Genomic DNA, 24,082 nt, shown 5'->3' with positions numbered 1-24,082 from the left:
ATGATCTTTTCGGAAAACCGCTGCGCACTTTTCCGGATCATGCTTTAGCCGTCCCGATGCACTTGTCTTGTGTCGCGTCCATTCGTGGGGAACTGTCATGCCTTCCGAGCTCCGCTCGCCGCGTCTGGCGGTTCTGATCGACGCCGACAATGCCTCCGCCAAGATCGCGGACGGACTGTTCGAGGAGATTGCCAAGATCGGCGAGGCCAGCGTTCGCCGTATCTATGGCGATTTCTCCAACGCACGGTCCAGGGGCTGGGCCGATATCCTGTCGAAGCACGCCATCATCCCACAGCAGCAGTTCGCCTATACGACGGGAAAGAACGCCTCCGACATCACGCTGGTCATCGACGCGATGGACCTGCTTCACAGCGGCCGGTTCGACGGCTTTTGCCTGGTGTCGTCCGATAGCGACTTCACCCGCCTGGCCGCCCGCATCCGGGAGCAGGGCATCGACGTCTTCGGGTTCGGCGAGCAGAAGACGCCGGAAAGCTTCAGGCAGGCCTGCCGGAGATTCGTTTACACGGAGAACCTCCTTGCCGGACCGGTGAATAACCAGGACGCCACCTCGAGGTCGGCATCGCTTCAGCCGCCCGAAGCGGCCACGCCGATCATCAAGAAGGTGATCACCCAGATGGAGAGCGAGGACGGCTGGGTTACGCTGGGCGAGGTCGGTCGGCAGCTTGCCAATCTCGCGTCCGATTTCGATCCGAGGACGTTCGGCTTCCGCAAGCTGAGCGATCTCGTGCGAAAGACAAATGCCTTCGAGATCGACGAGTCGAAGGGCCGGTCGATGCGAATTCGGGTCAAGGCCACCGCAGCCGCCGCACCGCCGAGAAGGCGGAACCCGCGCAGGTCTTCGAGAGCGGGGACGGCAGGAGGTTCGGCGCCTAAAGCGTAAGCACGGATGCCGTTTTATTTGAATTGCCGAGCCGACCTGCGGGCGCAACCATTGCTGGGCTGTTTCCGTCACGCGAGAGTCCCATGACAAAACTCACCCGCTTTGCCGTCGCGCCGCTGCACGGCATGACGCGCCGCCTTGCCGACGTCGCTTCCGCGCGCCTTGCGCCCGATCTCGTCATCACTGGCGCTCGGGTGCTTTCGACCTATTCGGAGCGCATCCACGCGAACCGCGAGGTCTGGATCACTGGCGGCCGCATCGCCGCCGTGAAGCAGGCCGGAACAGCGAAGAAGACTTGGAACGGTGTGCCGCTCTACGACGCCGCCGGCGGCATCGTCGCGCCGGGCCTGGTCGATCCGCACATCCACATCGAATCCTCGATGGTGACGGCCTGCGCCTATGCCGAGGCCGCGCTGCTCAACGGCACCACCACGATCTTCTGCGACAGCCACGAGATCGGCAACGTCATGGATGTCGCCGGCGTCGAGGCGATGCTGGAGGACGCGCGCGAGGCGCCGCTCTCGATTTTCTTGACGGTGCCTTCGACGGTCCCTGCGACATCGGCTGAACTCGAGACGGCCGGCGGTGATCTCACGCCCGACAAGATCGCGGGTCTGTTCGATCGCTGGCCCGAAGCCGTGGCACTCGGCGAGAAGATGGACTTTGTGCCGGTGACGATGGGCGACGAGCGCAGCCACGCAATCCTCGCGGCCGCGTTGAAGCGGGGACGGCCGGTGTCCGGCCACGTCTACGGCCGCGAGTTCGTCGCGGCCTATGCGGCGTCCGGCGTCACCGACACCCACGAAGCGATCGATCGCGACATCGCCGACGATCTGCTCGACGCCGGCGTCTGGGTGTTCCTGCGCGGCGGACCGCCGACGACGCCCTGGCATTCGCTGCCGCAGGCGATCCGCACTGTCACCGAGCTTGGGGCCTCGCACAAGCGCACGGCGGTGTGCACCGATGACCGCGATGCCGACGATCTCCTGCTGTTCGGCCTCGACTGGGTGGTGCGCGAAGCCGTGAAGGCGGGGATGTCGCCGGAGCAGGCCTGGTCGATGGGTTCGCTGCATGGCGCGACGCGCTTCGGCATGGATGGCGACATCGGCGGGCTCGGTGGCGGCCGCCGCGCTGATCTCGTGCTGATGGATGATCAACTCAAGCCGCAATGCACCTGGTATGGCGGCGAGCTCGTGGTCGAGCATGGCAGGATCACGCCACGTCTCGATCAGGCACTGTCACAGCGCTATCAATATCCGAAGGCGGCCTATGCGACTGTGAAGCTGCCGGAGAAGGTCAAGCTGACGCCAGAGCTTCCGGCAAAAGCGTGTACGGTCAACGCGATCAAGACCGCGCTGCCTGGCATCACGCTGATCCACGAGAAGGTTAAGATCGAGCCTGCAATGGACTGGCCGTCGCTGTTCGCGCGCTACGGCCTGTGCTTCGTCACAGTGGTCGAGCGCCATGGCAAATCGGCCGGCAATGTCGCCTACGGCCTCCTCAAGGATTTCGGCCTCAAGCGCGGCGCGGTCGCCTCCAGCGTCGGGCACGATAGCCACAACATCATCGTCGCCGGTACCAACGAGCCCGACATGCAGGTCGCCATCGCCGCCATCAAAGCGCGGCAGGGTGGCGTTTGCGTCGTTGCCGACGGCGAGGTGAGGGCGCTGGTCCCGCTGCCGATCGCGGGCCTGCTGTCCGACAAGCGAGTCACAGAGGTGGCCGACGAGGTCAAGGCGTTGAAGAAGGAATGGGCGGAGGCCGGCTGCACCATCCCCTACATGGGCTTCAATTTGATTCCCTTATCGGTCATTCCGGAAATTCGCATCACCGACAAGGGCCTCGTGCTGGTGCCGCAGATGGAGCTGGCGCCGCTGTTCGAGTGAGCCGCTTTCACGCGTTCCTGCATTTAACCGATTGAGGTTGCCGCAATTTCTCTGCGGCTGCCGCATCGTGGAAAATAAAATCGATCTCGTTGAGATCGGCTCCTGCGCAACCGATGATCTCGCTCGCTGACTTAAACCAAGCGAGGTCCGATATGGCGAAGATGCGAGCCGTCGATGCAGCCGTCCGTATTCTGGAGAGGGAGGGCATCTCGACCGCCTTCGGGGTTCCCGGGGCCGCGATCAATCCCCTGTACTCGGCGCTGAAGAAGCGCGGCTCGATCCACCATATCCTGGCACGACACGTCGAGGGCGCTTCGCACATGGCGGAGGGCTATACCCGCGCCAAGTCCGGCAATATCGGCGTCTGCATCGGAACCTCGGGGCCGGCGGGCACCGACATGATCACCGGGCTTTATTCCGCGATCGCCGATTCCATCCCGATCCTCTGCATCACCGGACAGGCGCCGCGGGCGCGGCTCTACAAAGAGGATTTCCAGGCCGTCGACATCGAGTCGATCGCAAAGCCCGTAACGAAATGGGCGGTGACGGTGCGCGAGCCGGCGCTGGTGCCGCGCGTGTTCAGCCAGGCGTTTCATGTGATGCGCTCAGGGAGGCCGGGGCCGGTCCTGATCGACATGCCGCTCGACGTGCAGCTCGCCGAGATCGAGTTCGACGATGAGACCTATGAGCCGCTGCCGGTCTACAAGCCCACCGCGACCCGCAAGCAGGTCGAGAAGGCGCTGGAGATGCTCAACGCCGCCGAGCGGCCGCTGATCGTCGCAGGCGGCGGCGTCATCAACGCCGACGCCTCGGATCTGCTGGTGGAATTCGCCGAGATCGCCAACGTGCCTGTGGTCCCGACCCTAATGGGGTGGGGTGCGATCCCCGACGATCACGTGCTGATGGCCGGCATGGTCGGGCTTCAGACCAGCCACCGCTACGGCAACGCCACTATGCTGGAATCCGACTTCGTGCTCGGCATCGGCAATCGCTGGGCCAATCGCCACACCGGCTCGGTCGAGACCTACACCAAGGGCCGCACCTTCGTGCATGTCGATATCGAGCCGACGCAGATCGGGCGGGTGTTCAATCCCGATCTCGGCATCGTCTCGGACGCGAAGGCCGCGCTCGAGATGTTCGTCGCCGTCGCCAAGGAGTGGCGGCGGGCAGGCAGGCTCCGCGAGCGCCAGGCGTGGCCCGCGTCCTGCCGCGATCGCAAGAGAACGATGCTGCGCAGGAGTCATTTCGACAACGTCCCGATCAAACCGCAGCGCGTCTATGAGGAGATGACCAAGGCCTTCGGCCGCGACACCACTTATGTCACCGTGATCGGCCTGTCGCAGATCGCCGGCGCGCAATTCCTCGGCGTCTACAAGCCGCGCAACTGGATCAATGCGGGACAGGCGGGGCCGCTCGGCTGGACCTTGCCCGCCGCGCTCGGCGTGCGCGCGGCCTGTCCGGATCGCGACATCGTCGCGCTGTCCGGCGATTACGACTTCCAGTTCCTGATCGAGGAGCTCGCGGTCGGCGCGCAGTTCAATCTGCCCTACATCCATGTCGTCGTGAACAATTCCTATCTCGGCCTGATCCGCCAGGCCCAGCGCGGGTTCGAGATGGACTATCACGTCCAGCTCTCCTTCGAGAACATCAACGCGCCCGAGCTCGGCGTCTACGGCGTCGACCATGTCGCGGTCGCCGAAGGCCTCGGCTGCAAGGCGATCCGCGTCACCGATCCGAAGGACGCACAGGCTGCGTTCGCGACGGCGCGCGAATTGATGGCGAAGCACCGCGTGCCCGTGGTGGTCGAGTTCATCCTCGAACGCGTGACCAACATCGCGATGGGCACGGAGATCGACAACATCGTCGAGTTCGAGGAGGTGCTGGACCTGCCGCTCGATGAAGTCGGGACCAAACGGCCCGGCGTGCTGCAGCCGGCGGAATAGGGGAGAGTATCATGCCGAAATTCGCCGCCAACCTCACCATGCTGTTCAACGAGATGCCGTTCCTCGATCGCTTCGCAGCGGCGAAGGCGGCGGGATTCTCCGGGGTCGAATATCTCTTTCCCTATGATTTCGACAAGGCGCAGCTGCGCGAACAGCTCGATGCCCATGGCCTGACGCAGGTGCTGCATAATCTGCCGGCCGGAAACTGGGCAGGCGGCGAGCGCGGCATCGCGATCCTGCCCGATCGCACCGCCGAATTCCGTGACGGCGTGTTCCGCGCCATCGACTATGCCAAGGCGCTCGATTGCGATCAGCTCAACGGTCTCGTGGGTATTGCGCCCACTGAGGCCGATCCGCGCGAGTTGAACGAGACGCTGGTCGGAAATTTGCGCTTTGCCGCCTCGACGCTGGCACGCGAGAACATCAAGCTGCTGGTCGAGCCGATCAACACGCTCGACATTCCCGGCTTCTTCCTCAACGGCACCGAGCAGGCGGTGCAGCTGATCTCCGAAGTGCGGTCGAACAACCTCTTCATCCAGTACGACATCTACCACATGCAGATCATGGAGGGCGATCTCGCCCGCACCATGCAGGAATATCTGCCTGAGATCGCCCACATCCAGCTTGCCGACAATCCCGGCCGGCACGAGCCGGGCACCGGAGAGATCAACTATCCCTTCCTGTTCCGCCATCTCGACGCGATCGGCTATCGCGGCTGGATCGGCTGCGAATACAAGCCGCGCACCACGACGCTGGAAGGGCTTTCGTGGCACGCCGCGCAGACGTTTGAGACCTGAATGCAGCCATGACGACGGTGCGCTCCCTCTCCCGCGTGCGGGAGAGGGCGGGGGAGAGGGTGTCTCCGCGACGGGAATTTCTGAGGTGCGCCGAGAAAATCCCCCAGCGGAGAAAGCCCTCACCCGGCGCTTCGCGCCGACCTCTCCCGCACGCGGGAGAGGTGCACCGAACCCGCGGATCGATTTCGCTGTAATGATAGAGGATTTGTTATGATCGACATCGGCTTCATCGGACTTGGCACCATGGGACGGCCGATGGCCGGCCACCTCCTGGCCGCAGGCCATCGCGTTCTCTTGCATGACGTCGCGCCCGTTGCGCCGGAGCTGATCGCGGCCGGCGGCATTCCCTGCAAGTCCGGCAAAGAGGTCGCGGAGGAGGTGGATGCGGTCATCATCATGGTGCCTGATACCCCGCATGTCGAGGCCGTGCTGTTCGGCAAGGACGGGGTCGCGAGCGGTGTTTCCAAGGGCAAGATCGTCGTCGACATGAGCTCGATCTCGCCGCTGGCGACGAAGGAGTTCGCGAAGAGGATCGAGGCGCTGGGTGCGGACTATCTCGACGCGCCGGTGTCGGGCGGCGAGGTCGGGGCCAAGGCAGGGAGCCTCACCATCATGGTCGGCGGCCCGGAGCGGGCCTTCGGCACCATGAAGCCGGTCTTCGACAAGATGGGCAAGAACGTCACCCGCGTCGGCACCAATGGCGACGGGCAGACGACCAAGGTCGCCAACCAGATCATCGTCGCGCTGACGATCGAGGCGGTGAGCGAGGCGCTGTTGTTTGCGTCGAAAGCCGGCGCCGATCCGGCGCTGGTGCGGCAGGCCCTGATGGGCGGCTTTGCCTCCTCACGCATTCTCGAGGTGCACGGCGAGCGGATGGTGAAGCGCAATTTCGATCCCGGCTTCCGCATCGAGCTGCACCAGAAGGATCTCAATCTCGCGCTCGAAGGTGCGCGCTCGCTTGGGCTGTCGCTGCCGAGCACGGCGGTGGCGCAGCAATTGTTCTCGGCCTGCACCGCCCATGGCGGCAAGGGCTGGGATCATTCGGCGATGGTGCGGGCGCTGGAACTGATGGCGGGCCACGAGATCACTGCCGCCTGAACTGTTACGCCGTAACAGATCTCCAGATCTGGGCGTGTGTTTCGCCGCGGGGAACCGGAACAACGGTCCCGCCCCGCGGTTGAAGGCGCATGGCAATCACTGGAGGCTAAAGAACATGAAGACCCGTCTTGCGATTACGTTGGCTGCCGCTTCGTTGCTGGCGTCGAGCGCGGCCTTTGCCCAGTCGACAACCGAACAGGGCGCCAGGGACGGCGCGCGTGCAGGTGGCGACATCGGCGGTCCGATCGGCGCAATGGTTGGCGGCACCGTCGGTGCAGCCGTCGGCGCCGGCCTCGAAATTCCGAATGCGGTGCTGGGCGGAATCCCCCGCAGCGATTCCGTGGTGATCCAGGAGCGCGTCGTGGTCGGGGAGCCGCTGCCGCCGACCGTGGTGCTCCGCCCCGTGCCGAACTACACCGAGTATCGCTATGCGGTCGTGAATGACCGCCGCGTGATCGTCGAGCCGCGCACGCGCCGTGTCGTCAAGATCATCGACTGACCGGTGGCAATCCTTATGCGTTGAAAAGATGGGCCCTGCGGAGTGTCACTCCGCGGGGCCTTCGCTTGTCGCGACAGTCCCGGCGCGAAAGCGCGTGAGCAGCCAATCGATCGCGGCCGCAAGCGCGAAGCCGATGCAGGCGGTGAGCGCGTCGACCAGAAAATCCTCCAGCCGGGCGTGGCGCCCGGGTGCCCAAAATTGCATCAGCTCGAGCGCGCCGATCAGGACCACAGCGGCCGCCGCGATCAGCAGGCGCCGTCGCGGATAGGCGAAGCCGAAGGCCAGCCCCACCAGCATGAATGCGAGCGCATGTTCGCCGTCTTGGCCGAGGTCGGAATGAGGCCGCAGTCCGGGGGGACCGAGTGTGGCGAGAGTCACGGCCGCCGCGAGCAGCCAGGCAAATGAACGAACCAAAATGGACATCTGCTCCGCTTAGCACACATTGCCGGGGGCCTGTACAGTCCCTCCATCAGATCGCCGTATAGTTAATGACGAAACCTCAAAGTGGCTCGCGCACGCCGAGCCCGTGCATGAAGCGCTCCCGTATCTGCACGGGGTCACGCCTCGTGGTGCCGATCCCGGGCTTGTCGTCGATCCGGACGGCGATCAGGTGCGGCTCGGCTGCGGACAGGGCCGCGTCGACCAGTCGTTCGAAATCCTCCTCGTCCGCGGCCCAGGCGCTGTTGGAAAGGCCGCAGCCGGTGGCGATGACCACGATGTCGGCGACGCTTGCCGCAGGTGTCGGCTGGGCGCCCGTAATCTGGTAGATGCCATTGTCCATCACGATCATGACGAGGTTCTTCGGCCTCAGGCTCGCAATCGTCGAGAGCGCGCCGAGCTGCATCAACAGCGAGCCGTCGCCTTCGAGCGCGAAGACGCGCCGATCCGGTTGCGCCAGCGCCACGCCCAGCGCGATCGGGAAGGCGAGCCCCATGCTGCCCAGCATGTAGAAATTCTGCGGGCGGTGCCCGGCGGCCCAGAGGTCGAAATTGGTGTTGCCGATGCCGCCGATCACGGCTTCCTCGTGCTTGAGCTTTGCGATCAGCCGCGAGGTCACGTCGAAGCGGTTCATGACCTTGGTGTTGCGCGTATTCATGACGGCGCTCACTTGTCGAAAACCTTGCCGCCGGTGAGCAGCGGGTTGAGGATCAGCGCCACCGGCGCCTGCGTGGTGACGGCCTGCTTGATCGAGCGGTCGGCGATGAATTCGAGCTCGTCGAGCCGGGTGATGGTGTGATGCTCGAGCGCCAATGAGTCCAGCACCGGGCGCATGGTGCGGCAGACCAGCGATTGCCCGTAATTGAACTCGCCGAGCGTGCCGCGCTCGGACACGAACATGATCAGGGGGATCTGGTAGGGCACCGCGAGCGAGGCCAGCACGTTGGCGAGCGTCGCAAAGCCGGAGGTCTGCATCAGCACCGCGCCGCGCCGGCCGCCCATCCAGGCGCCCGAAACGATCCCGACCGCCTCTTCTTCGCGCGCGGTGGCAAAGGTGGTGAAGAACGGATCGGCGTGCAGATTCCTGATCAGCGGGGTCAGCACGCGGTCGGGCACGTAGGGGATGAGGCTGATCTCGTTTCGTTTCAGGGTTTGCAGGACGATGCCGTGCCAGCTCCCGTCGCTGGACCCCTGTGCCGCCTGGGGCGAAGTCCGCTGTTCCGCAATCGCCATTGCGTTCTCCCTCGCGCCGCGCATCCTTCTTGGTCTTCGCCATTGCCATTGCGTTGGCCGTCGCGGCAGTCTGCCGAACTTGACGGAGCGGGCGGGATTGTCAACATGTCCGGGCCGGCACCGTGATCTGCGCCAGACCGTCTGCCGTGGCCGGCACCGCCGTGTCATAAGAGGCGACAATTTGAAAACTGGAGGGAGGCAGTGACGGGCGCGCATCGCCCTGGCCTTGCGGAGCCCTTCAAGAGAGCCGGAAGGGTCCTGATGTCCGTCAACAATAAGCGCGTCTTCTACGTCAAATACCTGGCCAATCCGATCTATGTCGACATCCTTAAGGCGCGGCCCGACGTCCGGCTCGACCGTATCGAGAACGAGAGTCCCGAAGACTTCTACGCGCCGATCCTGCGCGCGGCCCATGCCTACCAGGTCGGCGCCGCCCGCGACGAACTCGCCCCGCATTTTCATGTCGATGCCGCCTTCCTGAAGCGCACCCCGAACCTGCTGCTTGTCTCCAGCAACGGCGCGGGCTTCGATCCGGTCGACGTCGGGGCCTGCACCGATGCGGGGGTGCTGGTCGTCAATCAGTCGGGCGGCAATGCCCATTCGGTTGCCGAGCACGCGCTGGCGATGATGCTGACGCTGTCCAAACGCATCATCCAGTCGGATCGCCGCCTGCGCCGCGAGCGCGACGTCAACCGTAACGAGCTCATCGGCAACGAGGTCGAGCACAAGACCGTCGGCATCATCGGCCTCGGCAATGTCGGCCGCCGCATCGCCGCACTGTGCAAGGGCCTGCTCGGCATGAAGGTGCTGGCCTACGACCCGTATCTCTCGACCGAGGTGATGGCAGAACGGGGCGGAGAGAAAGTCGAGCTCGACGAACTGCTGCGCCGCTCGGATTTTGTCTCGATTTCCTGTCCGCTCGACAAGGGCAGTCGCAACATGATCAGCACGCGCGAGTTTGCGCTGATGCAGCCGCATGCCTACTTCATCACCACGGCGCGCGGCTTCATCCACGACGAGGATGCTCTGCTCCAGGCGCTGCGCGACAAGCGCATCGCCGGTGCCGGTCTCGACGTCTGGTCCAAGGAGCCCCCGCCGCCGGAGCATCCGCTGCTCCAGTTCGACAACGTGCTCGCAAGCCCCCATACCGCGGGGGTGACGATCGAGGCGCGCCGGAACATGGGCCGGATCGCGGCCGAGCAGGTGCTCGACACGCTCGACGGCAAGCGCCCGCCGCGCATCATCAATCCAGAGGTCTGGCCGGTCTATGCGGAGCGCTTCAAGCTGGCTTTCGGCATGACGCCGGGATAGAGGCAGCCGCATTGCCGTTCCGGGACGGAGACGCGGCGAGGAACGCCCTCCCGACCTTGATCCGCGTCAAAATCTCATTTCCCGGCCCGGCCTAAATGGGATTAGAGTGCTGTCGGGGCAGCAGGGAGGTCCCATGTCAACCTATGTCGTCAAGTTCATGAAGAACGTGCTCGGTGAGTACGGCCGGCAGAGCGAGATTTGCCAGGGCACGCTGGAAATCGACGCCGCCGACGAGAACGAGGCCAGGGAGCAGGCGAAAGCGAGATTCTGCAAGGATCAGGCACTGCATCACTGGTCGCTGCATGCCGACCGCATCCACGTGAAACCGGCCGACTTTCCGTCGTGAGGCCCATTGGTTAAGCGTGATCTCCGCGCAAACGCGTTCCGCGTTTGGCGCGAGGAAAGCCGCTACATACTCTGTGCTAACGCGGCCCTCGGGGTTCGGATCACACTCTATCTATCGGCCCGGCGCGTGACCGGCGGTGGCGTCGTCGTCCCGGCGCCGAGCGAGCGTTGCACCATGACGGTGTCGGACCAGCGGCCGTGGCGATAAGCGACGCCGCAGAGCAGGCCGGCGCGCGCGAAGCCAAACTTCTCGTGCAGCGCCAGCGAGGGCTCGTTGTCGGCATCGATATAGCCGATCATCTGGCGGAAGCCCGCCGCCGCACAGGCATCGATCAATTCCTGGAGCAATAGCCGTCCGACCCCGCGGCCGAGCTGCTCATGGTGGACGTAGATCGAATGCTTGGCTGTGTAGCGATAGGCCGGCCGTTTGCGAAACAGCACGGCGTAGGCATAGCCGACCACTTCGCCGCGAAAGGTCGCGACCAGATGGGGAAGGCGGGTCTGCTTCAGGTTCTTGCGCCGGTCGCGCAAATCGTCCGGTTCCGGTGCGCCGGTTCCCTCGACATCGCGCGGCACGCCATTGCGGACATGATGGCGGTAGATCGCCAGCATCGCCTCGACGTCGCTCTCGCGTGACGGGCGGACCAGGACGGGTTCGTCACTCGCGCGTACAGCTGTTTCGATCATGGGCAGCTACTCGGCGACGACGTAAGTGTAGAGCCCGATCCGCCCCTGAGCATCGATCTCCTTGTAGACGCCCTGGATCTCGACGTCGAAGCCCGGGAACGTGTTGAAGCAGGTCTCGAACATCTTGAGATAATCCACCATGGGCTTGGCGCGTTCGGTCAGTCGTTCGCCGGGGACGATGGTGGCGATGCCGGGCGGGTAGACCACGAAGGGCGTGGTGGCGATGCGGCCCGCGATTGCCTCGATCGGGAGGTAGTCGACGTCGTTCTTGAACAGATAGCGCGCGGCATCGCGGGGCGACATCGCGATCTCAGGCATGTGCTCGGGCATGAACTGCCGCGCCTGGAGCGCGCTGACATCGCAGGCGCGGAAGAAGCCGTGCATCTGCCCACAGAGGTCGCGCAGCCGCACGCCGGCATAGCGCGCCTGCCGACGTTGATAGAACTCCGGGATAACCTCCGCCAGCAGCGCATTGTCGTCGTGCAGCTTCTTGAAGGCAACGAGGCCGGAGATCAGCGTGCCGGCCTTGCTGGCCTCGACGCCGGGCGTGAGCAGGAAGAGCAGGGAGTTGAGGTCATTCTTCTCCGGCACGATGCGGTTTTCGCGCAAATATTGCGCGACCACGGGGGCGGGAATGCCGTGCTCGGCATAGGCGCCGGTGGCGCGGTCGAAGCCGGGCGTGAGCAGCGTCAGCTTGTTCGGGTCGGTCATGGCAAAGCCTTCGGTGACGCCGGGGAAGCCATGCCAATTGCTGTCGAGCGAGAGCTGCCATAGCGCAGGATTGGTGGCGAGCTCATCGGTGGAAAGCGTCTCCCAGGCGACATTGTGCGTTGCGCCGGGGCGGCTGACGTCGGGAATGGCGACGCGGTCGGGCACGAAAGGCTCGAAGAACCAGCGGCGGTCCGGATTCTGTTCCTTCTCCTCGAACTCCCTACGCATCGCGCGGATCTTCTTGCGCAGCTCGATGCCAAGCCGGATCGTGTCGTCCCACAGCACTTCACCGGAGCGGCCCTTCATCATCTGTGCGCCCACATCCAGCGACGCGAAGAGTGGGTAGAAGGGAGATGTTGAGGCGTGCTGCATGAAACTTTCGTTGAAGCGGCGGTGCTCGACGCGTCGCTTCTGGCCGCGGATGTGGCGGTCCTTGATGTGGATCTGCGAAGCCTGCGAGAAGCTGGCAAGCTGCTTGTGGGTTGACTGCGTCGCGATGATACCGGGCGCTTCCGGGGGAAGGTTCGAAAGGCCCATGGCGAAGCGGCCGGCATAGAGCGGGTGAAATTTCATGAAGCCGGCCCAGGCCTCGTCGAACAGGATGTAGTCGCAGAGATGGCCGATGCGCTTCAGGATCATTTCGGCGCTGTGGATCGAGCCGTCATAGGTGCACTGCTCGACGACGGCGACGCGAAATGGCCGCTCCTTGCGCCAGGCGTCGCGATCCCGGACCAGGGGATGGTTGCGGATCGCCTCGCGCAAGGTTTTCTCGTCGAGCGCGTCCCAGCGCATCGGACCGATCAGGCCCCAGGCGTTGCGGATGGTCGGGACATAGACCGGGATGCCGCCATTGATCATCAGCGCGCCGTGATGGGCGGCCTTGTGGTTGTTGCGGTCGAACAGCACGAGGTCGCCGTCGGTGACGAGGGCGCCGAGCGCGACCTTGTTCGAGGTCGAGGTGCCGTTGAGAACGAAATAGGTCTTTTCCGCGCCGAAGATCTGGGCTGCTTCCTTCTGCGCCTTTAGCGCCGGCCCCTCATGGGTGAGGAGATCGCCGAGATCGAGCACGGAATTATCGAGGTCGTCTCGGAATACGGATTCGCCGAGATGCTCGACGAAAACGCGGCCGATCGGGCTGCGATTGTAGAACACGCCGCCATTGTGGCCCGGGCAGGTCCAGAGCTGGTTTCCCTCCTCGGCATAGTCGACGAGGGCGCCGAAAAACGGCGTCTTCAGCGTCTCGGCGTATTGCTTGAGCCGGCTGATCAGATTCTTGGCAATGAAGGGCGGAGTTTCCTCGGACAGGAAGACATAACCGTCGATGAAGTCGAGCACCTCGACCGGCAGATCTTCGAAGCGCTTGCGCCGGATCAGGAGGATGATCGGAAAGTCGAGGCCACGGCGCCGCATCAGATTGATCAGGGCAGAGGTCTTGCCTTCGAGGCCCTTCTTGCCCCAGTCCACCACCATGCAGCCGATCGCGGCATCGGTTTGCACCGCCATCTCGGCATCCTCCAGCTTGCGAGCCCGGACCACCTCGAAGCCCGAGCGCTGGATTTCCTCGATGATCTGGTTGAAGCGAATACCCTCAAGGTCGTCGGCGTCGAAGGCCGGTGCGGCGAATAGGAAGTTGAAGCGCTTGAAATAGTCCATGGTCTGTCCCGAATGTGCCAGGAGATACAGCTCTCTGCACATTCGATGACAGCTGGATGACAGAAGGCGGGGAGAGGGAAAAGCGCTACCGCTTCGCCTCGCCGAACACCACCGTCGGCACCGCGCGGTTGACGATTTCGCGCAAGGCAAAGCTCGATTGCACGCGCGCAACGCGCGGCAGCCGGGACAGCTCGGTCCGGTGAATGCGCTCGAAATCCTGGATGTCGCGGGCCAGCACGATGAGGATGTAATCGTCGGTGCCCGACATCAGGAAGCAGCGCACGACGGAGGGGCATTTCACCACCTCGGCCTCGAAGGCCTTCAGCGCATCGTCGCTCTGGCTCTCCAGCGCGATGCGAACCAGCACGGTGGTGGTGAGGCCGAACTGGGCGAGGTCGAGCGTGGCCTGATAGGCCTGGATGTAGCCGTCATCTTCAAGCGTCTTCTGTCGCCGTGCCAGCGCCGTGCTCGACAGCCCGATCTTGTTGGCGAGTTCGGCATGACTGGCGCGCGCATTGGTCGTGAGTTCCGCGAGGATCGCGAGGTCTTTCCGGTCGAGGGCCAAGGTTTCGTTTCCAGCGTGAAAGAGCCTTTCGGCGCCGGAAACCGGCGCGGGCCCCTCCAAACTAGCGGATATTTGCACGAAACCAAACCGGCCCCATCGCTACGATGAAGCGCGGAATCAATGCGTTGGCACAGGAGCTCAAGATGCGCGTCGGTGTTCCCAAGGAGATCAAGGTGCAGGAATATCGCGTCGGGCTCACCCCGGGCGCCGTCCGTGAATATGTCGCGGCCGGTCATCAGGTTGCGGTCGAGACCGGCGCCGGCGCCGGCATCGGCGCATCCGACGATGTGTATCGGCGGGCAGGGGCCACTATCGCCGACAGCGCCCACGACATCTTTGCCAGGTCGGACATGATCGTGAAGGTGAAGGAGCCGCAGAAGAGCGAGTGGGCCCAGCTCCGGGAAGGCCAGATTCTATTTACTTATCTTCATCTTGCGCCGGATCCGGAGCAGGCCATGGGCCTGCTCGCCTCCGGCTGCACCGCGATCGCCTATGAAACCGTCACGGACGCGCGCGGTCACCTCCCGCTGCTCGCGCCGATGAGCGAAGTCGCCGGCCGCCTCGCCATCGAGGCCGCCGGCGCCGCGCTCAAGCGATCGGCCGGCGGCCGCGGCCTGCTGCTGGGCGGCGTGCCCGGCGTGCAGCCGGCGCGCGTCGTCGTGCTCGGCGGCGGCGTGGTTGGCACCCAGGCGGCCCGCATGGCCGCGGGTCTCGGAGCCGAAGTCACCGTGATCGACCGCTCGATCCCGCGCCTGCGCGAACTCGACGATCTCTTTGCCGGACGTCTGCGCACCCGCTTCTCGACTATCGAGTCGGTCGAGGAGGAGGTGTTTGCCGCCGACGTCGTGATCGGCGCGGTGCTGGTGCCGGGCGCCAGCGCGCCGAAGCTGGTCACGCGCGCGATGCTGAAATCGATGCGGCCGGGCGCCGTCCTGGTCGACGTCGCGATCGACCAGGGTGGCTGCTTCGAGACTTCGCATCCGACCACCCATACCGATCCGACCTATGAGGTGGATGGCGTCGTGCACTATTGCGTCGCCAACATGCCGGGCGCGGTGCCGGTGACGTCGAGCCAGGCCCTGAACAACGCGACGTTGCCGTTCGGCCTGATGCTGGCGAACAAGGGTTTTGCGGCGGTGCTGGAAAATCCGCACCTACGCAACGGCCTCAACGTCCATCGGGGCCGCATCACCAACAAGGCCGTGGCGGAAAGCCTCGGGCTGGACTTTGCTCCGGTGGAGAGCGGGTTGGCGGCGTAGCTGCGCGCCCTCTCCCGCTTGCGGGAGAGGGTAGGGGAGAGGGTGTCTCCGGAGTGGGATTGTCGCCGCGATGCCGAGGAAGTCCCTAGAGGAGAAAGCCTCTCCCGGCGCTTCGCGCCGACCTCTCCCGCAAGCGGGAGAGGTTGCAGCGGTGCTGGGGCTTTGTATCACCCCAACTCTGACGCCTTCGTCACCTTGTACTGCCCCAAATCGGGGTCATGCGTCATGCGCCAGTAGTCGACGAAACGCCACGGCATCGCCGAGAACACGCGGCCACTGCTGTTGCGGTAATAGGTGCTCATGCCCGGATGCGTCCAGATCATCGCCTCGTGCTCGGCATCGACCTTGCGGACGTAGTCGTCGAGCACGTCCTGGCGGACGTCGATCGCCGTGACGTCTTGCTCGATCATGTCGACCAGGCACGCCGCGATGTAGCGGCTCTGGCATTCCGACTGGAAGATGACGCTGCCGCCATGGGCCGGGCCGGAGTTGGGGCCGAGCATGCAGAAGAAGTTCGGAAAGCCGGGCACGGTGAGGCCGAGGAAGGCGGTCGGATTGTCGTTGGCCCAGGCCTGCCGCAAATCCTTGCCTTCGCGGCCGCTGATGTTGAGACGGGCCGCCATTTCCGTCAACTTGAAACCGGTCGCCACCACGATGATGTCGGCGGGACGGTGCTTGCCGTCTGCGGCGACGATGCCCGTCTCGTCGAAACGGTCGATCGCATCCGTGACCAGCTCGACATTGTCCCGCCGCAAGGTCTTGAACCAATTGTTGTCGAGCAGGATGCGCTTGCCGTAGGGCGGATAGGTCGGCACGCATTTCTCGATCAGATCGGGCCGGCCCTGTAGCTCCGACAAGATGAAGTCCGTCAGTTCCTGGCGGTGCCGGTCGTTGCCTTTGTTGACGGCGCGCTCGGGATGCGGCCACGCCGGATCCTTGCGCAGGAAAGGCAAGAGGCCGTCGCCATAGCGCCAGAACATGTTGAAGCGATACCACTGCACATAGAACGGCAGATGCGACAGCAGCCAGCGCGCGCCCTCGCTGATCGGATCGGCATAGCCCTTCACCGGCCGCGCCCATTGCGCGCTGCGCTGATAGACCGTGACCGAGGCGACGCGGCCGGCGATCGACGGCACCAGCTGCATCGAGGTCGCACCGGTGCCGATCACGGCGACATGCTTGCGATCGACGTTGATATCGTCTGACCACAGCGCCGAATGCAGGATCGTTCCCTTGAAGTCCTCCTCGCCTTTGAAGCGGGCGCGGGAGGGATCGTTGAGCTGGCCGATCGCGCTGACCAGCGCTGTGGATTCGAACGTCTCTTCGCCGTCCTTGGTTCTCAGCGTCGAGATCCAGCGCCGCCGGCTTTCGTCCCAGCGCGACGAGGTCAGCTCGGTGTTGACGCGCAGATGCTTGCGGATGCCGTACTCGTCCGCGACCTTCTGGAGATAGCCGAGCAATTCCTCGCGCTGGCAGAAGTAGCGGGTCCACGCATTGCCGGAGCCGAACGAATAGGAATAGGAATGGTTCGGCGTGTCGACGCCGCAGCCGGGGTAGCGGTTGATCCACCAGGTGCCGCCAAGCTCGGCGTTCTTCTCGACGATGGTATAGGGGATGCCGAGATGACCGAGTGCGACGCCAAGCGCGATGGCGCAGACGCCGGCACCGACAATCAGCACATGCTGGCCGGCGAGCTTGTCGTCCGGCGGCGGCCTGGTCCAGCGCGCCTCGCGTGAGACAAAGCCCATCTCCTCGCGCATCAGGGGCGCGTATTCCGGCGCGACGTTCTCGCCGAGACAGACGCGCATCATCCTCAGCAGCAGCGCCTCGCCGGGATCGGCGATGACGGGCTTGGGCGTGCCATTGGCGAACAGCTCGACCACCGTGGCACGGATCTCGTCCTGGATGTCCCGGGGCACGCCGGCCTCGGGATCGGGGATGAGGCGGATATCGCGCTTGGGCAGGTACGGCGGCGCGAGCCATTTCTCGTCGCCGGTCATGTGCACCAGCACCATCAGCAGGCACCGGATGTCGCCTTCTGCGATGGTCGAGGCAAGGTCGAGCCTGTGCGGAAGGTCGATGTTCATGGCGTGTCCTGGTCTCCGGACGGACTGCCGGATCTATGAGCCGAAGGGCAACGAGAGATTCGCCGGCGCAATCTGACCCTGTCGCTGGATTCCGGTGTCCAGATGGGCCCGGAGAAGAAAACTATCGCTGCGACTCGGCTGCAAGGAAGGAGTTTCCCCACCGGAACGCAAAAAAGCCAATCGCTTCCATTGCCGTTTGGGGCCGAAACGACGACATTTCCACCAGGAATTGATGGATCGGCAGCTATGGAACGCACCGGATTTGAGCCCTTCGGCGAGCAGCTGGTGTCCGCGACGGACACCCAGCCGCGGTCGCGTGCGTCAAAGCTGCTGTTGCGGGTTGGCACTGGTCTGTTCTGGTCGCTGGTCGCCGGCATCGTGCTGGCGCGCGCGGCCTTCTTCGAGCCGGGCATCTATGACGGCTTCAGCCGGGTCGCCACGCTCGCCAAGAATCTGATCTTCTAAGGCCGCCGGATCTTCCGACGGTCGAATATTCCGGTCCGAGGACAGAACTTCCCTCGGCCCTGATATGTCGAAAACTTATTCCCCATCGAGCTGACGCTGCGTATAAATATTTCTCCTCGGGGAGAGATTTGTGTCGCAGAATCAAGCATCCAGCCCGGCCGATGCCAAGCCGGCCAGCGCCGCAAGCCGCATCGCGGCGCTGATTCCGGGCATCCTCCTTTGCGTTGCCGTCGCTGGTGTCTCGGCCCTGCTGGAGCGGGCGGAATTGGGCGTTTTCGAGCATCCCTATGTCGAAGCGCTGGTGATGGCGATTCTGCTCGGCATGGCGCTTCGCAGCTTCTGGAAACCTGCGCCGCGCTGGCAGGCCGGCATCGCCTTCAGCGCCAAACAGCTGCTTGAAGTCGCGGTGATGTTGCTGGGCGCTTCCATCAGCTTCGCCGCCATCGCTGCCTCTGGCGTCGCGCTGCTGGCCTCGATCGCCGCGGTCGTCGTGGTCGCGCTCTGCGCCTCCTTCGGCCTCAGCCGGCTGCTCGGCCTGTCGACGCGGCTGTCGATCCTGATCGCCTGCGGCAACTCGATCTGCGGCAATTCCGCGATCGCGGCGGTGGCGCCGATCATCGGCGCCAGCAATGACGAGATCGCATCATCGATCTCCTTTACCGCCATCCTCGGCGTGATGATGGTGCTCGGCCTGCCGCTGCTGATCCCGCTGCTGCATTTGTCCGCCACGCAATACGGCATCCTCGCAGGCCTCACCGTCTATGCGGTGCCGCAAGTGCTGGCCGCGACGGTCCCGGCCGGCCTCGTCTCGACGCAGATCGGCACGCTCGTCAAGCTGATGCGCGTCCTGATGCTCGGACCGGTGGTCGTTGGCCTGTCGCTGGTCGCCTCGCGCTGGCAGGGCGACGCCAAGAAGACCAATGTCGGCTTCTTCCGCCTGGTCCCCTGGTTCATCCTCGGCTTCCTCGCGCTCGCGACCCTGCGCTCCCTCGAGATCGTTCCGCCCACGGTGGTCGGCCCGGTGACGAAGATCACGAGCTTTCTCACCGTGGTGTCGATGGCCGCGCTCGGGCTCGGCGTCGACGTCCGCGTGCTCGCCAATGTCGGGGGACGGGTGACCGCCGCGGTGACGCTGTCACTGCTGCTGCTGCTCGGCATCAGCATCGCACTGGTGCATTGGTTCAAGTGATCGGGGCAAAACTGCCGTAGGGTGGGCAAAGGCGCGAAGCGCCGTGCCCACGATCTCTCCAGTATGGCGACAGGTGGTGGGCACGCTCCGCTTTGCCCACCCTACGAGACCGTCATCGCCGTGGCTAAGTCAGATCACATCCGCCAGCGAGTGCCCTTGCAGCTCGATGCCCAGCCCCTGCATGCCCATGTCGTTGATCTCGCCGCCCATCGCCTTCAGGCTTTCCTCGCGGATCAGCGACATCAGCCCGCGGCGTAGCGCCAAGAACTCCGACGACATCATCATCGATTGCTGCCGCGGCCGCTCCAGCGGGATCGGGATTTCCGCCTTGATCGAGCCGGGCCGCGCGGTCATGCAGTAGACGCGATCGGACAGGAAGATCGCCTCGTCGATGTCGTGGGTGACGAACAGCACCGAGATCTTGAGCCGCTGCCACATGTTGGTGAGGATCTGCTGCATGATGACGCGGGTCTGCGCGTCGAGTGCACCGAACGGCTCGTCCAGCAGCAGCACTTTCGGCCCTGTCGCCAGCGCGCGGACGATGCCGACGCGCTGCTTCATGCCGCCGGAGAGCTTTTCGGGATAGTGCTTCTCGAAGGCTTCAAGTCCGGCAAGGCCGAGCAGCGTACGTGCCGCGCGCTCGCGTTGCGATCGCGGCATGCCGCGCATCTTCAGGCCGAACTCGACGTTCTCACGCACCGTCTTCCAGGGAAACAGCGAATATTGCTGGAACACCATGCCGCGCTCGGCGCTGGGACCGTTCACGCGCTCGCCGTCAACGGTGACGATCCCGGTGGTCGGCTTGAGGAAGCCGGCGACCGCGTTGAGCAGCGTCGACTTCCCGCAGCCGGAGGGGCCGACGATCGAGACGAACTCGCCGGGCTTCACGTGGATCTGCGTGTCCGTGACGGCCTGCACCGCTCCCTCGATGGTCTCGTAGGCGAGGGAGAAGTTCTTGACCTCGATATGGCCCTTCGGTGTGCTCGCAATCGTCTCGCTCATGTCGACCTCCACGGCATCACCAATCGTCCGGCGCCTCTGATCAGGACGCTCGATCCGAGCCCGAGCACGCCGATCGCGATCATGCCGAGCGCGATGTCGGCGTACTGGACCAGCGAATAGGCTTCCCAGGTGAAGTAGCCGATGCCGTATTGACCCGAGATCATCTCGGCGGCGATCAGCGACACCCATGCGACGCCCATGCCGACCGTGAGGCCGGTGAAGATGTGCGGCAGCGAGGCCGGAAAATACACCTCGCGGAAGATCGAGCGCTCGCGCGCGCCGAGACATTGCGCGGCGCGCACCAGCACGGGATCGACCAGCGACATGCCGTGCAGGGTGTTGACCAGGATCGGGAAGAACGAGCCGAGGAAGGTGATGAAGACGATGCTCTGCTCGTTGGTCGGCCATAGCATGATCGCCATCGGCACCCAGGCGATCGCCGGGATCGGCCGCAGCACTTCCGCCACCGGGAAGATGATCTCGTGCACCAGCTTGAAGCGGCCCATGATCAGACCGAGCGGCACGCCGACGATGGCGGCGAGCGAGAAGCCGATGAAGATGCGCCGGCAGCTCAGCACGATGTGCATCAGGAATTTGGGATCGTGGATCGCCTTGGTGAAGCTTGCATAAACCGCAAGCGGGGAGGGCACGTTGGTGAAGCGCACGAAGAACACGACGCGATAGGTCGTGAGCAGGTGCCAGACCAGCAGGAAGGCGAGCAGCGAAATCACGCCGATCGCGGTCGCGCGCAGCCCGGCCCGATTGAGCCGGTACCAGCGCAGCGCGAGTGTGCCAAAGGAAGGCGGCGTCGTAGGCTGGGCGATCACGGCGGGCGCAGGTCCCGCCTCTGCGATGGCTGTTGCCGGCATGCTGTCCTCGGGATGTCTGAGGAGGGCGGGGCTGCTCACGTTTTGCCTCCGCCGACGGCGGCCTTCACCGCGTCGTCGAAGCCCAGCACCTTGCCGCTGACCTTGGCGGCGTAGGCTTCGGCGTCCTTCTTGAGAAGGAACGGGGCGACCTCGCCATTGCCGACCGCGAAGAAGGCCTGGTCGGCGAACAGCTTGATGCCGCGCGTCGTGTCGAAGACATAGGCGACGTTGATCTTCTTGCCCTTGGCCTTGTAGTCGGCGTAAGCCCCGAGGGTGCAGGCGGCGGACGAGAAGGGCATGATGCCCGCATCATCCACCCAGACCTCGCCGGCCTTGCGCGGATCGGCGATCGGCTTCTTGCAGAAGGCATCTTCGCCGGAGATCTCGTAATTGTTCGTGCTGGCAAGCTGTGCATCGTAGTCGAGCTTCATCTCGGCATAGGCCTTGCGGATGTAGCTGTCGTCGACCCATTTCTTCGGATCGAACTCCTTCATGCGGCCGAGATTCTGCAGCACCTTGACGTCGGTCGTGGCCGCATCGATCAGCGCCGGCTTGATCGTGGCGTCGGTGGTCATGTTGCCGCTCGGCCCCAGGAAGATGTAGACGACCTCCTTGTTGATGCCGGTCCATTCCTGGATTTTTTCGGCGGCCAGCTTGGGATTGTCGCGCAACCACTGATTGGCGGCGATCAGCGCCTTGAAATAAGCGACGACGACCTCCGGATATTTTTCCGCGAAGTCGGTGCGGACCACGATGCCGTGGAAGGTCGGCAAGTTCGTCTCGACGCCGTCGAAGATTTTTCGCGCGAAGCCGCGGAACGGCAACAGCTCGGCGAAGGGGACGAAGTCGGCATGCGCATCGATCTTCTTCTCCTGGAGATTGGTCGAGCCGACCTCGGGGCTCTGGCTGACGAGCTGGAAGAAGTCCGATGCGTAGCCGCGATCCTGCATCGCCTTCAGCACCATGCCGTGCGCGGCGGAGCCGAAGGGAACGCTGACCAGCTTGCCCTTGAGATCAGCGAGGTCGTAGTAGGGCGAATCCTTGTGGACCACCATGCCATTGCCCGAGCCGGACAGGCTGTAGGCGGCGATGCCCATCAGCCGGCTCTTGCTCTCGGGGTTGCTCTCGAAGGTGAAGCCGTTCACGATCAGGGGATAGTCGCCCATCATGCCGATCTGCAGCTTGTTCGCCATCATCGCATTGGTGACAGGCGGACCTGAAGTGAAGTTCTGCCACTCCAGCGCGAACTTGATGTTGGCGTATTTCCCGTCCTTGGGCAGATATTTTTCCAGAAGATGGAGCTGGCGGATGACGACGCCGGCAGTCACCGTATTGGTCGTGGTGTCCTGCGTTCCGATACCGAGCGTGACGGTTTCCGCCGAGGCCGGCTGCGTGACCAGTAGCGCCAGCGACGTCACCGACATCGCGATCGAGAGCGTGGGAAGATGGCGGACCATTCTCATCCTCATTCGGTTGGATGTGCTGTGGTTGCCATGATTGGGTGAGGGCGGGGGCAGGGCAAATCCGGAATGGTGACCGCAGTCGATTAGTTGCCGGGAATAAGGTGATTGCATACTCCTTGGGCAGTCCTGCACTATAAAGCCGCTTGCCTGTGCACCGGCCTTGGTCGCAAATTCGTCTAGTCGGATGCGAGACCGCGCATCTCCTCCAGCACGTCGGTCCGGCAGACCACGATCTGCGACCGCTTGGTCTGCACGATTCCCTTTTCCTGCATGCGCTTCAGGCTGATGGTGACCCACTGCCTGGTGGCGCCGACCATGTGGGCGATGTCGGCGTGGGTGAAAGCCGCGGCGATCACGGTGCCGTCGGCGTCGTCGACGCCGTAGAGCTCGACGAGATGCAAGAGCAGATGCGCAAGGCGCTGCGTGATCGAGCGCGTCCCCAGCATCTGCGCCAGGGCCGAATAGCATTTGCCCTTGAAGGTCAGGCCCTCGATCAGGCCGATGGCAAGGTTCGGGATCTCGGCGGCAAGGGACCGCAGTTCCTTGCCGGGCAGGTGCACGACGCTGCAATTGCTCGAGGCGACGCCCGACCATTGGTGCACGGTGCCTTCGAACACTTCGGGGCCGCCGACGAAATTGCCAACATGCCAATAGGCGAGCGTAATCTCGCGCCCCTGCGGCGAGGTGTAGAACACGCGGATGCGGCCGCTCTCGATCAGCCAGATGCCGTCATGCTTGCCGCCCTGGTTGAACAGGGTCTGGCCGCGGTTCAGCACTTTTCGCCGTCCCTGTTTCAGCACCAGTTCCCGCTCGCGCGGCGACAGCTTGTCCATCAGCGGCGGCGGTCCGCCGATCCATTGCTGGTTCTCGGTGAGCAGCAGCGAGGAGCTGCCCGCGGGCCGGACTGCCGGGGGAACGGCCCCGCGAACCGCATTCGCCGCCTGCAACATCACCTGCCTCCGGAACGTTCAAATCGTTCTAAAGAAGAGCAATGTCCGTGCCAGATTCACTCCGCCGTCGTCGCCCGGCTTGCCGCCTTCGCTGAAGCTTCGGCGTGCCGAGCGCTCGTGTGGGCCTCGGCGTAGCCTTAGCGGAGCCGGGACCGGGCGACCCAGTATTCCAGAGACGTCAGTGGGATACGGAAGGGCCGCGGCGTACTGGATTCCCCGCTTTCGCGGGGAATGACAGCGGAGCAGGGAGGGGCGTTCGCGCCCCTTATCGCCCCGCCAGGCTCAGCAGATACGGCTTCGGATAGATTCCCCGGTTATGCCCGTCCGAGAACGAGATGTTCAGCCCGTAGCCGAGATCGCCGATCTCGGTGATTGCAATTCCTGGAAACGTTGCCGGGAAGCGGCCGTCGAACCGGGCGCGGGTGCAGTGGGCGCATTTGCAGGAGAGGCGGAGTGTTTCGGCGGACACGCTCAGCGCATCGTCCTGCGTGGTGCGGACGAGAAGCGCGGCCAGATCGGCGCTGGCTTCATAGTCGGCCACGGTCGGCGCCACCAATGCGGTCATGGTCATGACGAACCTCCGCCTTCTATCTATGTCGACGGGGGCGTGCACGAATAGCAACTAATTGCCGGCGCGGGCTCGGCCACCGCGCTCAGTTCGATCACCGCCCCGCGAAATGGGAAACTAATCGACCGGGAAACCCACTTCCGAATTGCCGGACTCTTCTCTT

General features: G+C 64.3%; 23 protein-coding genes. 11 read left to right on the top strand and 12 right to left on the bottom strand.

Annotated elements, in window-relative coordinates:
- Window positions 1-97: 97 nt before the first annotated feature.
- The 6 genes from D6B98_RS06180 to D6B98_RS06155 all read left to right on the top strand — a co-directional run bounded on the left by D6B98_RS06180 (window position 98) and on the right by D6B98_RS06155 (window position 7,124).
- The gene (locus D6B98_RS06180) at window positions 98-901 is read left to right on the top strand and encodes an NYN domain-containing protein (RefSeq protein WP_126256058.1); all 804 of its coding nucleotides are present in this window, start codon (window positions 98-100) and stop codon (window positions 899-901) included.
- A gap of 83 nt (window positions 902-984) precedes the next feature.
- The gene (locus tag D6B98_RS06175) at window positions 985-2,787 is read left to right on the top strand and encodes an adenine deaminase C-terminal domain-containing protein (protein WP_126256057.1); all 1,803 of its coding nucleotides are present in this window, start codon (window positions 985-987) and stop codon (window positions 2,785-2,787) included.
- 152 nt (window positions 2,788-2,939) lie between these two features.
- On the top strand, window positions 2,940-4,730 hold the full coding sequence (gene gcl / locus D6B98_RS06170; RefSeq protein ID WP_126256056.1) for a glyoxylate carboligase: 1,791 nt from the start codon (window positions 2,940-2,942) through the stop codon (window positions 4,728-4,730).
- Between the two features lie 11 nt (window positions 4,731-4,741).
- Complete coding sequence (gene hyi / locus D6B98_RS06165; protein ID WP_126256055.1) at window positions 4,742-5,527, top strand: hydroxypyruvate isomerase; 786 nt, start codon at window positions 4,742-4,744, stop codon at window positions 5,525-5,527.
- A 210-nt stretch (window positions 5,528-5,737) separates the two neighbouring features.
- Window positions 5,738-6,625 carry a 2-hydroxy-3-oxopropionate reductase gene (locus D6B98_RS06160; protein ID WP_126256737.1) on the top strand — a complete coding sequence of 296 codons (888 nt, stop codon included), beginning with the start codon at window positions 5,738-5,740 and terminating at the stop codon, window positions 6,623-6,625.
- 115 nt (window positions 6,626-6,740) lie between these two features.
- A complete protein-coding gene (locus D6B98_RS06155) occupies window positions 6,741-7,124 on the top strand; it encodes a DUF1236 domain-containing protein (RefSeq protein WP_126256054.1) in 384 nt (127 codons plus the stop codon).
- A gap of 45 nt (window positions 7,125-7,169) precedes the next feature.
- Here D6B98_RS06155 and D6B98_RS06150 read toward each other — a convergent pair whose 3' ends face one another.
- The 3 genes from D6B98_RS06150 to D6B98_RS06140 all read right to left on the bottom strand — a co-directional run bounded on the left by D6B98_RS06150 (window position 7,170) and on the right by D6B98_RS06140 (window position 8,795).
- Window positions 7,170-7,547 carry a VanZ family protein gene (locus D6B98_RS06150; protein WP_126256053.1) on the bottom strand — a complete coding sequence of 126 codons (378 nt, stop codon included), beginning with the start codon at window positions 7,545-7,547 and terminating at the stop codon, window positions 7,170-7,172.
- A gap of 76 nt (window positions 7,548-7,623) precedes the next feature.
- Entirely contained in the window at window positions 7,624-8,220 is a 597-nt protein-coding gene (locus tag D6B98_RS06145; RefSeq protein WP_164718436.1) for a thiamine pyrophosphate-dependent enzyme, read from the bottom strand.
- 8 nt (window positions 8,221-8,228) lie between these two features.
- Window positions 8,229-8,795, bottom strand: coding sequence for a thiamine pyrophosphate-binding protein (locus D6B98_RS06140; protein ID WP_164718435.1), 567 nt, complete (start codon window positions 8,793-8,795; stop codon window positions 8,229-8,231).
- Between the two features lie 261 nt (window positions 8,796-9,056).
- Between D6B98_RS06140 and D6B98_RS06135 the strand changes: the two genes are divergently transcribed.
- Window positions 9,057-10,106, top strand: coding sequence for a hydroxyacid dehydrogenase (locus D6B98_RS06135; protein ID WP_126256050.1), 1,050 nt, complete (start codon window positions 9,057-9,059; stop codon window positions 10,104-10,106).
- A gap of 133 nt (window positions 10,107-10,239) precedes the next feature.
- A complete protein-coding gene (locus D6B98_RS06130; RefSeq protein ID WP_126256049.1) occupies window positions 10,240-10,452 on the top strand; it encodes a hypothetical protein in 213 nt (70 codons plus the stop codon).
- 107 nt (window positions 10,453-10,559) lie between these two features.
- Here D6B98_RS06130 and D6B98_RS06125 read toward each other — a convergent pair whose 3' ends face one another.
- From D6B98_RS06125 to D6B98_RS06115, 3 genes are all read right to left on the bottom strand, one after another.
- Window positions 10,560-11,138 carry a GNAT family N-acetyltransferase gene (locus D6B98_RS06125; protein ID WP_164718434.1) on the bottom strand — a complete coding sequence of 193 codons (579 nt, stop codon included), beginning with the start codon at window positions 11,136-11,138 and terminating at the stop codon, window positions 10,560-10,562.
- A gap of 6 nt (window positions 11,139-11,144) precedes the next feature.
- Entirely contained in the window at window positions 11,145-13,502 is a 2,358-nt protein-coding gene (locus D6B98_RS06120) for an Orn/Lys/Arg family decarboxylase (protein ID WP_126256047.1), read from the bottom strand.
- Between the two features lie 85 nt (window positions 13,503-13,587).
- Window positions 13,588-14,067 carry an Lrp/AsnC family transcriptional regulator gene (locus tag D6B98_RS06115; protein WP_164718433.1) on the bottom strand — a complete coding sequence of 160 codons (480 nt, stop codon included), beginning with the start codon at window positions 14,065-14,067 and terminating at the stop codon, window positions 13,588-13,590.
- A 143-nt stretch (window positions 14,068-14,210) separates the two neighbouring features.
- Between D6B98_RS06115 and ald the strand changes: the two genes are divergently transcribed.
- Entirely contained in the window at window positions 14,211-15,326 is a 1,116-nt protein-coding gene (gene ald / locus D6B98_RS06110; protein WP_126256045.1) for an alanine dehydrogenase, read from the top strand.
- Between the two features lie 167 nt (window positions 15,327-15,493).
- On the opposite strand, the gene D6B98_RS06105 is transcribed toward ald, so the two are convergent.
- Window positions 15,494-17,413 carry a flavin-containing monooxygenase gene (locus tag D6B98_RS06105; RefSeq protein WP_126256044.1) on the bottom strand — a complete coding sequence of 640 codons (1,920 nt, stop codon included), beginning with the start codon at window positions 17,411-17,413 and terminating at the stop codon, window positions 15,494-15,496.
- A gap of 246 nt (window positions 17,414-17,659) precedes the next feature.
- Here D6B98_RS06105 and D6B98_RS06100 point away from each other — a divergent pair, with 246 nt between their 5' ends.
- Together D6B98_RS06100 and D6B98_RS06095 are read left to right on the top strand one after the other, a co-directional pair.
- Window positions 17,660-17,878 (top strand): hypothetical protein, encoded by a 219-nt coding sequence (locus D6B98_RS06100; protein WP_126256043.1) that lies wholly within the window; start codon window positions 17,660-17,662, stop codon window positions 17,876-17,878.
- A 130-nt stretch (window positions 17,879-18,008) separates the two neighbouring features.
- Window positions 18,009-19,067: a YeiH family protein gene (locus D6B98_RS06095; RefSeq protein WP_126256042.1), complete on the top strand. Its 1,059-nt coding sequence runs from the start codon at window positions 18,009-18,011 to the stop codon at window positions 19,065-19,067.
- A 129-nt stretch (window positions 19,068-19,196) separates the two neighbouring features.
- Here D6B98_RS06095 and D6B98_RS06090 read toward each other — a convergent pair whose 3' ends face one another.
- The 5 genes from D6B98_RS06090 to D6B98_RS06070 all read right to left on the bottom strand — a co-directional run bounded on the left by D6B98_RS06090 (window position 19,197) and on the right by D6B98_RS06070 (window position 23,922).
- A complete protein-coding gene (locus tag D6B98_RS06090) occupies window positions 19,197-20,069 on the bottom strand; it encodes an ABC transporter ATP-binding protein (protein WP_164718432.1) in 873 nt (290 codons plus the stop codon).
- Window positions 20,066-20,977 carry an ABC transporter permease gene (locus D6B98_RS06085; RefSeq protein WP_126256040.1) on the bottom strand — a complete coding sequence of 304 codons (912 nt, stop codon included), beginning with the start codon at window positions 20,975-20,977 and terminating at the stop codon, window positions 20,066-20,068. The genes D6B98_RS06090 and D6B98_RS06085 overlap by 4 nt, the downstream gene beginning before the upstream one ends.
- Window positions 20,974-22,395 (bottom strand): ABC transporter substrate-binding protein, encoded by a 1,422-nt coding sequence (locus tag D6B98_RS06080; protein WP_164718431.1) that lies wholly within the window; start codon window positions 22,393-22,395, stop codon window positions 20,974-20,976. Before D6B98_RS06080 ends, D6B98_RS06085 begins: the two co-directional genes overlap by 4 nt.
- Before the next feature lie 182 nt (window positions 22,396-22,577).
- A complete protein-coding gene (locus tag D6B98_RS06075) occupies window positions 22,578-23,351 on the bottom strand; it encodes a Crp/Fnr family transcriptional regulator (RefSeq protein WP_205680459.1) in 774 nt (257 codons plus the stop codon).
- A gap of 265 nt (window positions 23,352-23,616) precedes the next feature.
- Window positions 23,617-23,922, bottom strand: coding sequence for a gamma-butyrobetaine hydroxylase-like domain-containing protein (locus D6B98_RS06070; RefSeq protein ID WP_126256037.1), 306 nt, complete (start codon window positions 23,920-23,922; stop codon window positions 23,617-23,619).
- Between the last annotated feature and the right edge of the window lie 160 nt (window positions 23,923-24,082).

Origin of the sequence: Bradyrhizobium sp. LVM 105 (genome assembly GCF_003957705.1) — a bacterium.
Lineage (GTDB): Bacteria > Pseudomonadota > Alphaproteobacteria > Rhizobiales > Xanthobacteraceae > Bradyrhizobium > Bradyrhizobium frederickii.
Note: the sequence above shows the minus strand (reverse complement) of the source record. Positions and strands in the feature narration are given on the sequence as shown.

Coding starts and splice junctions, on each gene's coding strand:
- D6B98_RS06180 (WP_126256058.1), top strand. CDS start 98: ATGCCTTCCGAGCTCCGCTCGCCGCGTCTGGCGGTTCTGATCGACGCC.
- D6B98_RS06175 (WP_126256057.1), top strand. CDS start 985: ATGACAAAACTCACCCGCTTTGCCGTCGCGCCGCTGCACGGCATGACG.
- gcl (WP_126256056.1), top strand. CDS start 2,940: ATGGCGAAGATGCGAGCCGTCGATGCAGCCGTCCGTATTCTGGAGAGG.
- hyi (WP_126256055.1), top strand. CDS start 4,742: ATGCCGAAATTCGCCGCCAACCTCACCATGCTGTTCAACGAGATGCCG.
- D6B98_RS06160 (WP_126256737.1), top strand. CDS start 5,738: ATGATCGACATCGGCTTCATCGGACTTGGCACCATGGGACGGCCGATG.
- D6B98_RS06155 (WP_126256054.1), top strand. CDS start 6,741: ATGAAGACCCGTCTTGCGATTACGTTGGCTGCCGCTTCGTTGCTGGCG.
- D6B98_RS06150 (WP_126256053.1), bottom strand. CDS start 7,547: ATGTCCATTTTGGTTCGTTCATTTGCCTGGCTGCTCGCGGCGGCCGTG.
- D6B98_RS06145 (WP_164718436.1), bottom strand. CDS start 8,220: ATGAATACGCGCAACACCAAGGTCATGAACCGCTTCGACGTGACCTCG.
- D6B98_RS06140 (WP_164718435.1), bottom strand. CDS start 8,795: ATGGCGATTGCGGAACAGCGGACTTCGCCCCAGGCGGCACAGGGGTCC.
- D6B98_RS06135 (WP_126256050.1), top strand. CDS start 9,057: ATGTCCGTCAACAATAAGCGCGTCTTCTACGTCAAATACCTGGCCAAT.
- D6B98_RS06130 (WP_126256049.1), top strand. CDS start 10,240: ATGTCAACCTATGTCGTCAAGTTCATGAAGAACGTGCTCGGTGAGTAC.
- D6B98_RS06125 (WP_164718434.1), bottom strand. CDS start 11,138: ATGATCGAAACAGCTGTACGCGCGAGTGACGAACCCGTCCTGGTCCGC.
- D6B98_RS06120 (WP_126256047.1), bottom strand. CDS start 13,502: ATGGACTATTTCAAGCGCTTCAACTTCCTATTCGCCGCACCGGCCTTC.
- ald (WP_126256045.1), top strand. CDS start 14,211: ATGCGCGTCGGTGTTCCCAAGGAGATCAAGGTGCAGGAATATCGCGTC.
- D6B98_RS06105 (WP_126256044.1), bottom strand. CDS start 17,413: ATGAACATCGACCTTCCGCACAGGCTCGACCTTGCCTCGACCATCGCA.
- D6B98_RS06100 (WP_126256043.1), top strand. CDS start 17,660: ATGGAACGCACCGGATTTGAGCCCTTCGGCGAGCAGCTGGTGTCCGCG.
- D6B98_RS06090 (WP_164718432.1), bottom strand. CDS start 20,069: ATGAGCGAGACGATTGCGAGCACACCGAAGGGCCATATCGAGGTCAAG.
- D6B98_RS06080 (WP_164718431.1), bottom strand. CDS start 22,395: ATGGTCCGCCATCTTCCCACGCTCTCGATCGCGATGTCGGTGACGTCG.
- D6B98_RS06075 (WP_205680459.1), bottom strand. CDS start 23,351: ATGTTGCAGGCGGCGAATGCGGTTCGCGGGGCCGTTCCCCCGGCAGTC.
- D6B98_RS06070 (WP_126256037.1), bottom strand. CDS start 23,922: ATGACCATGACCGCATTGGTGGCGCCGACCGTGGCCGACTATGAAGCC.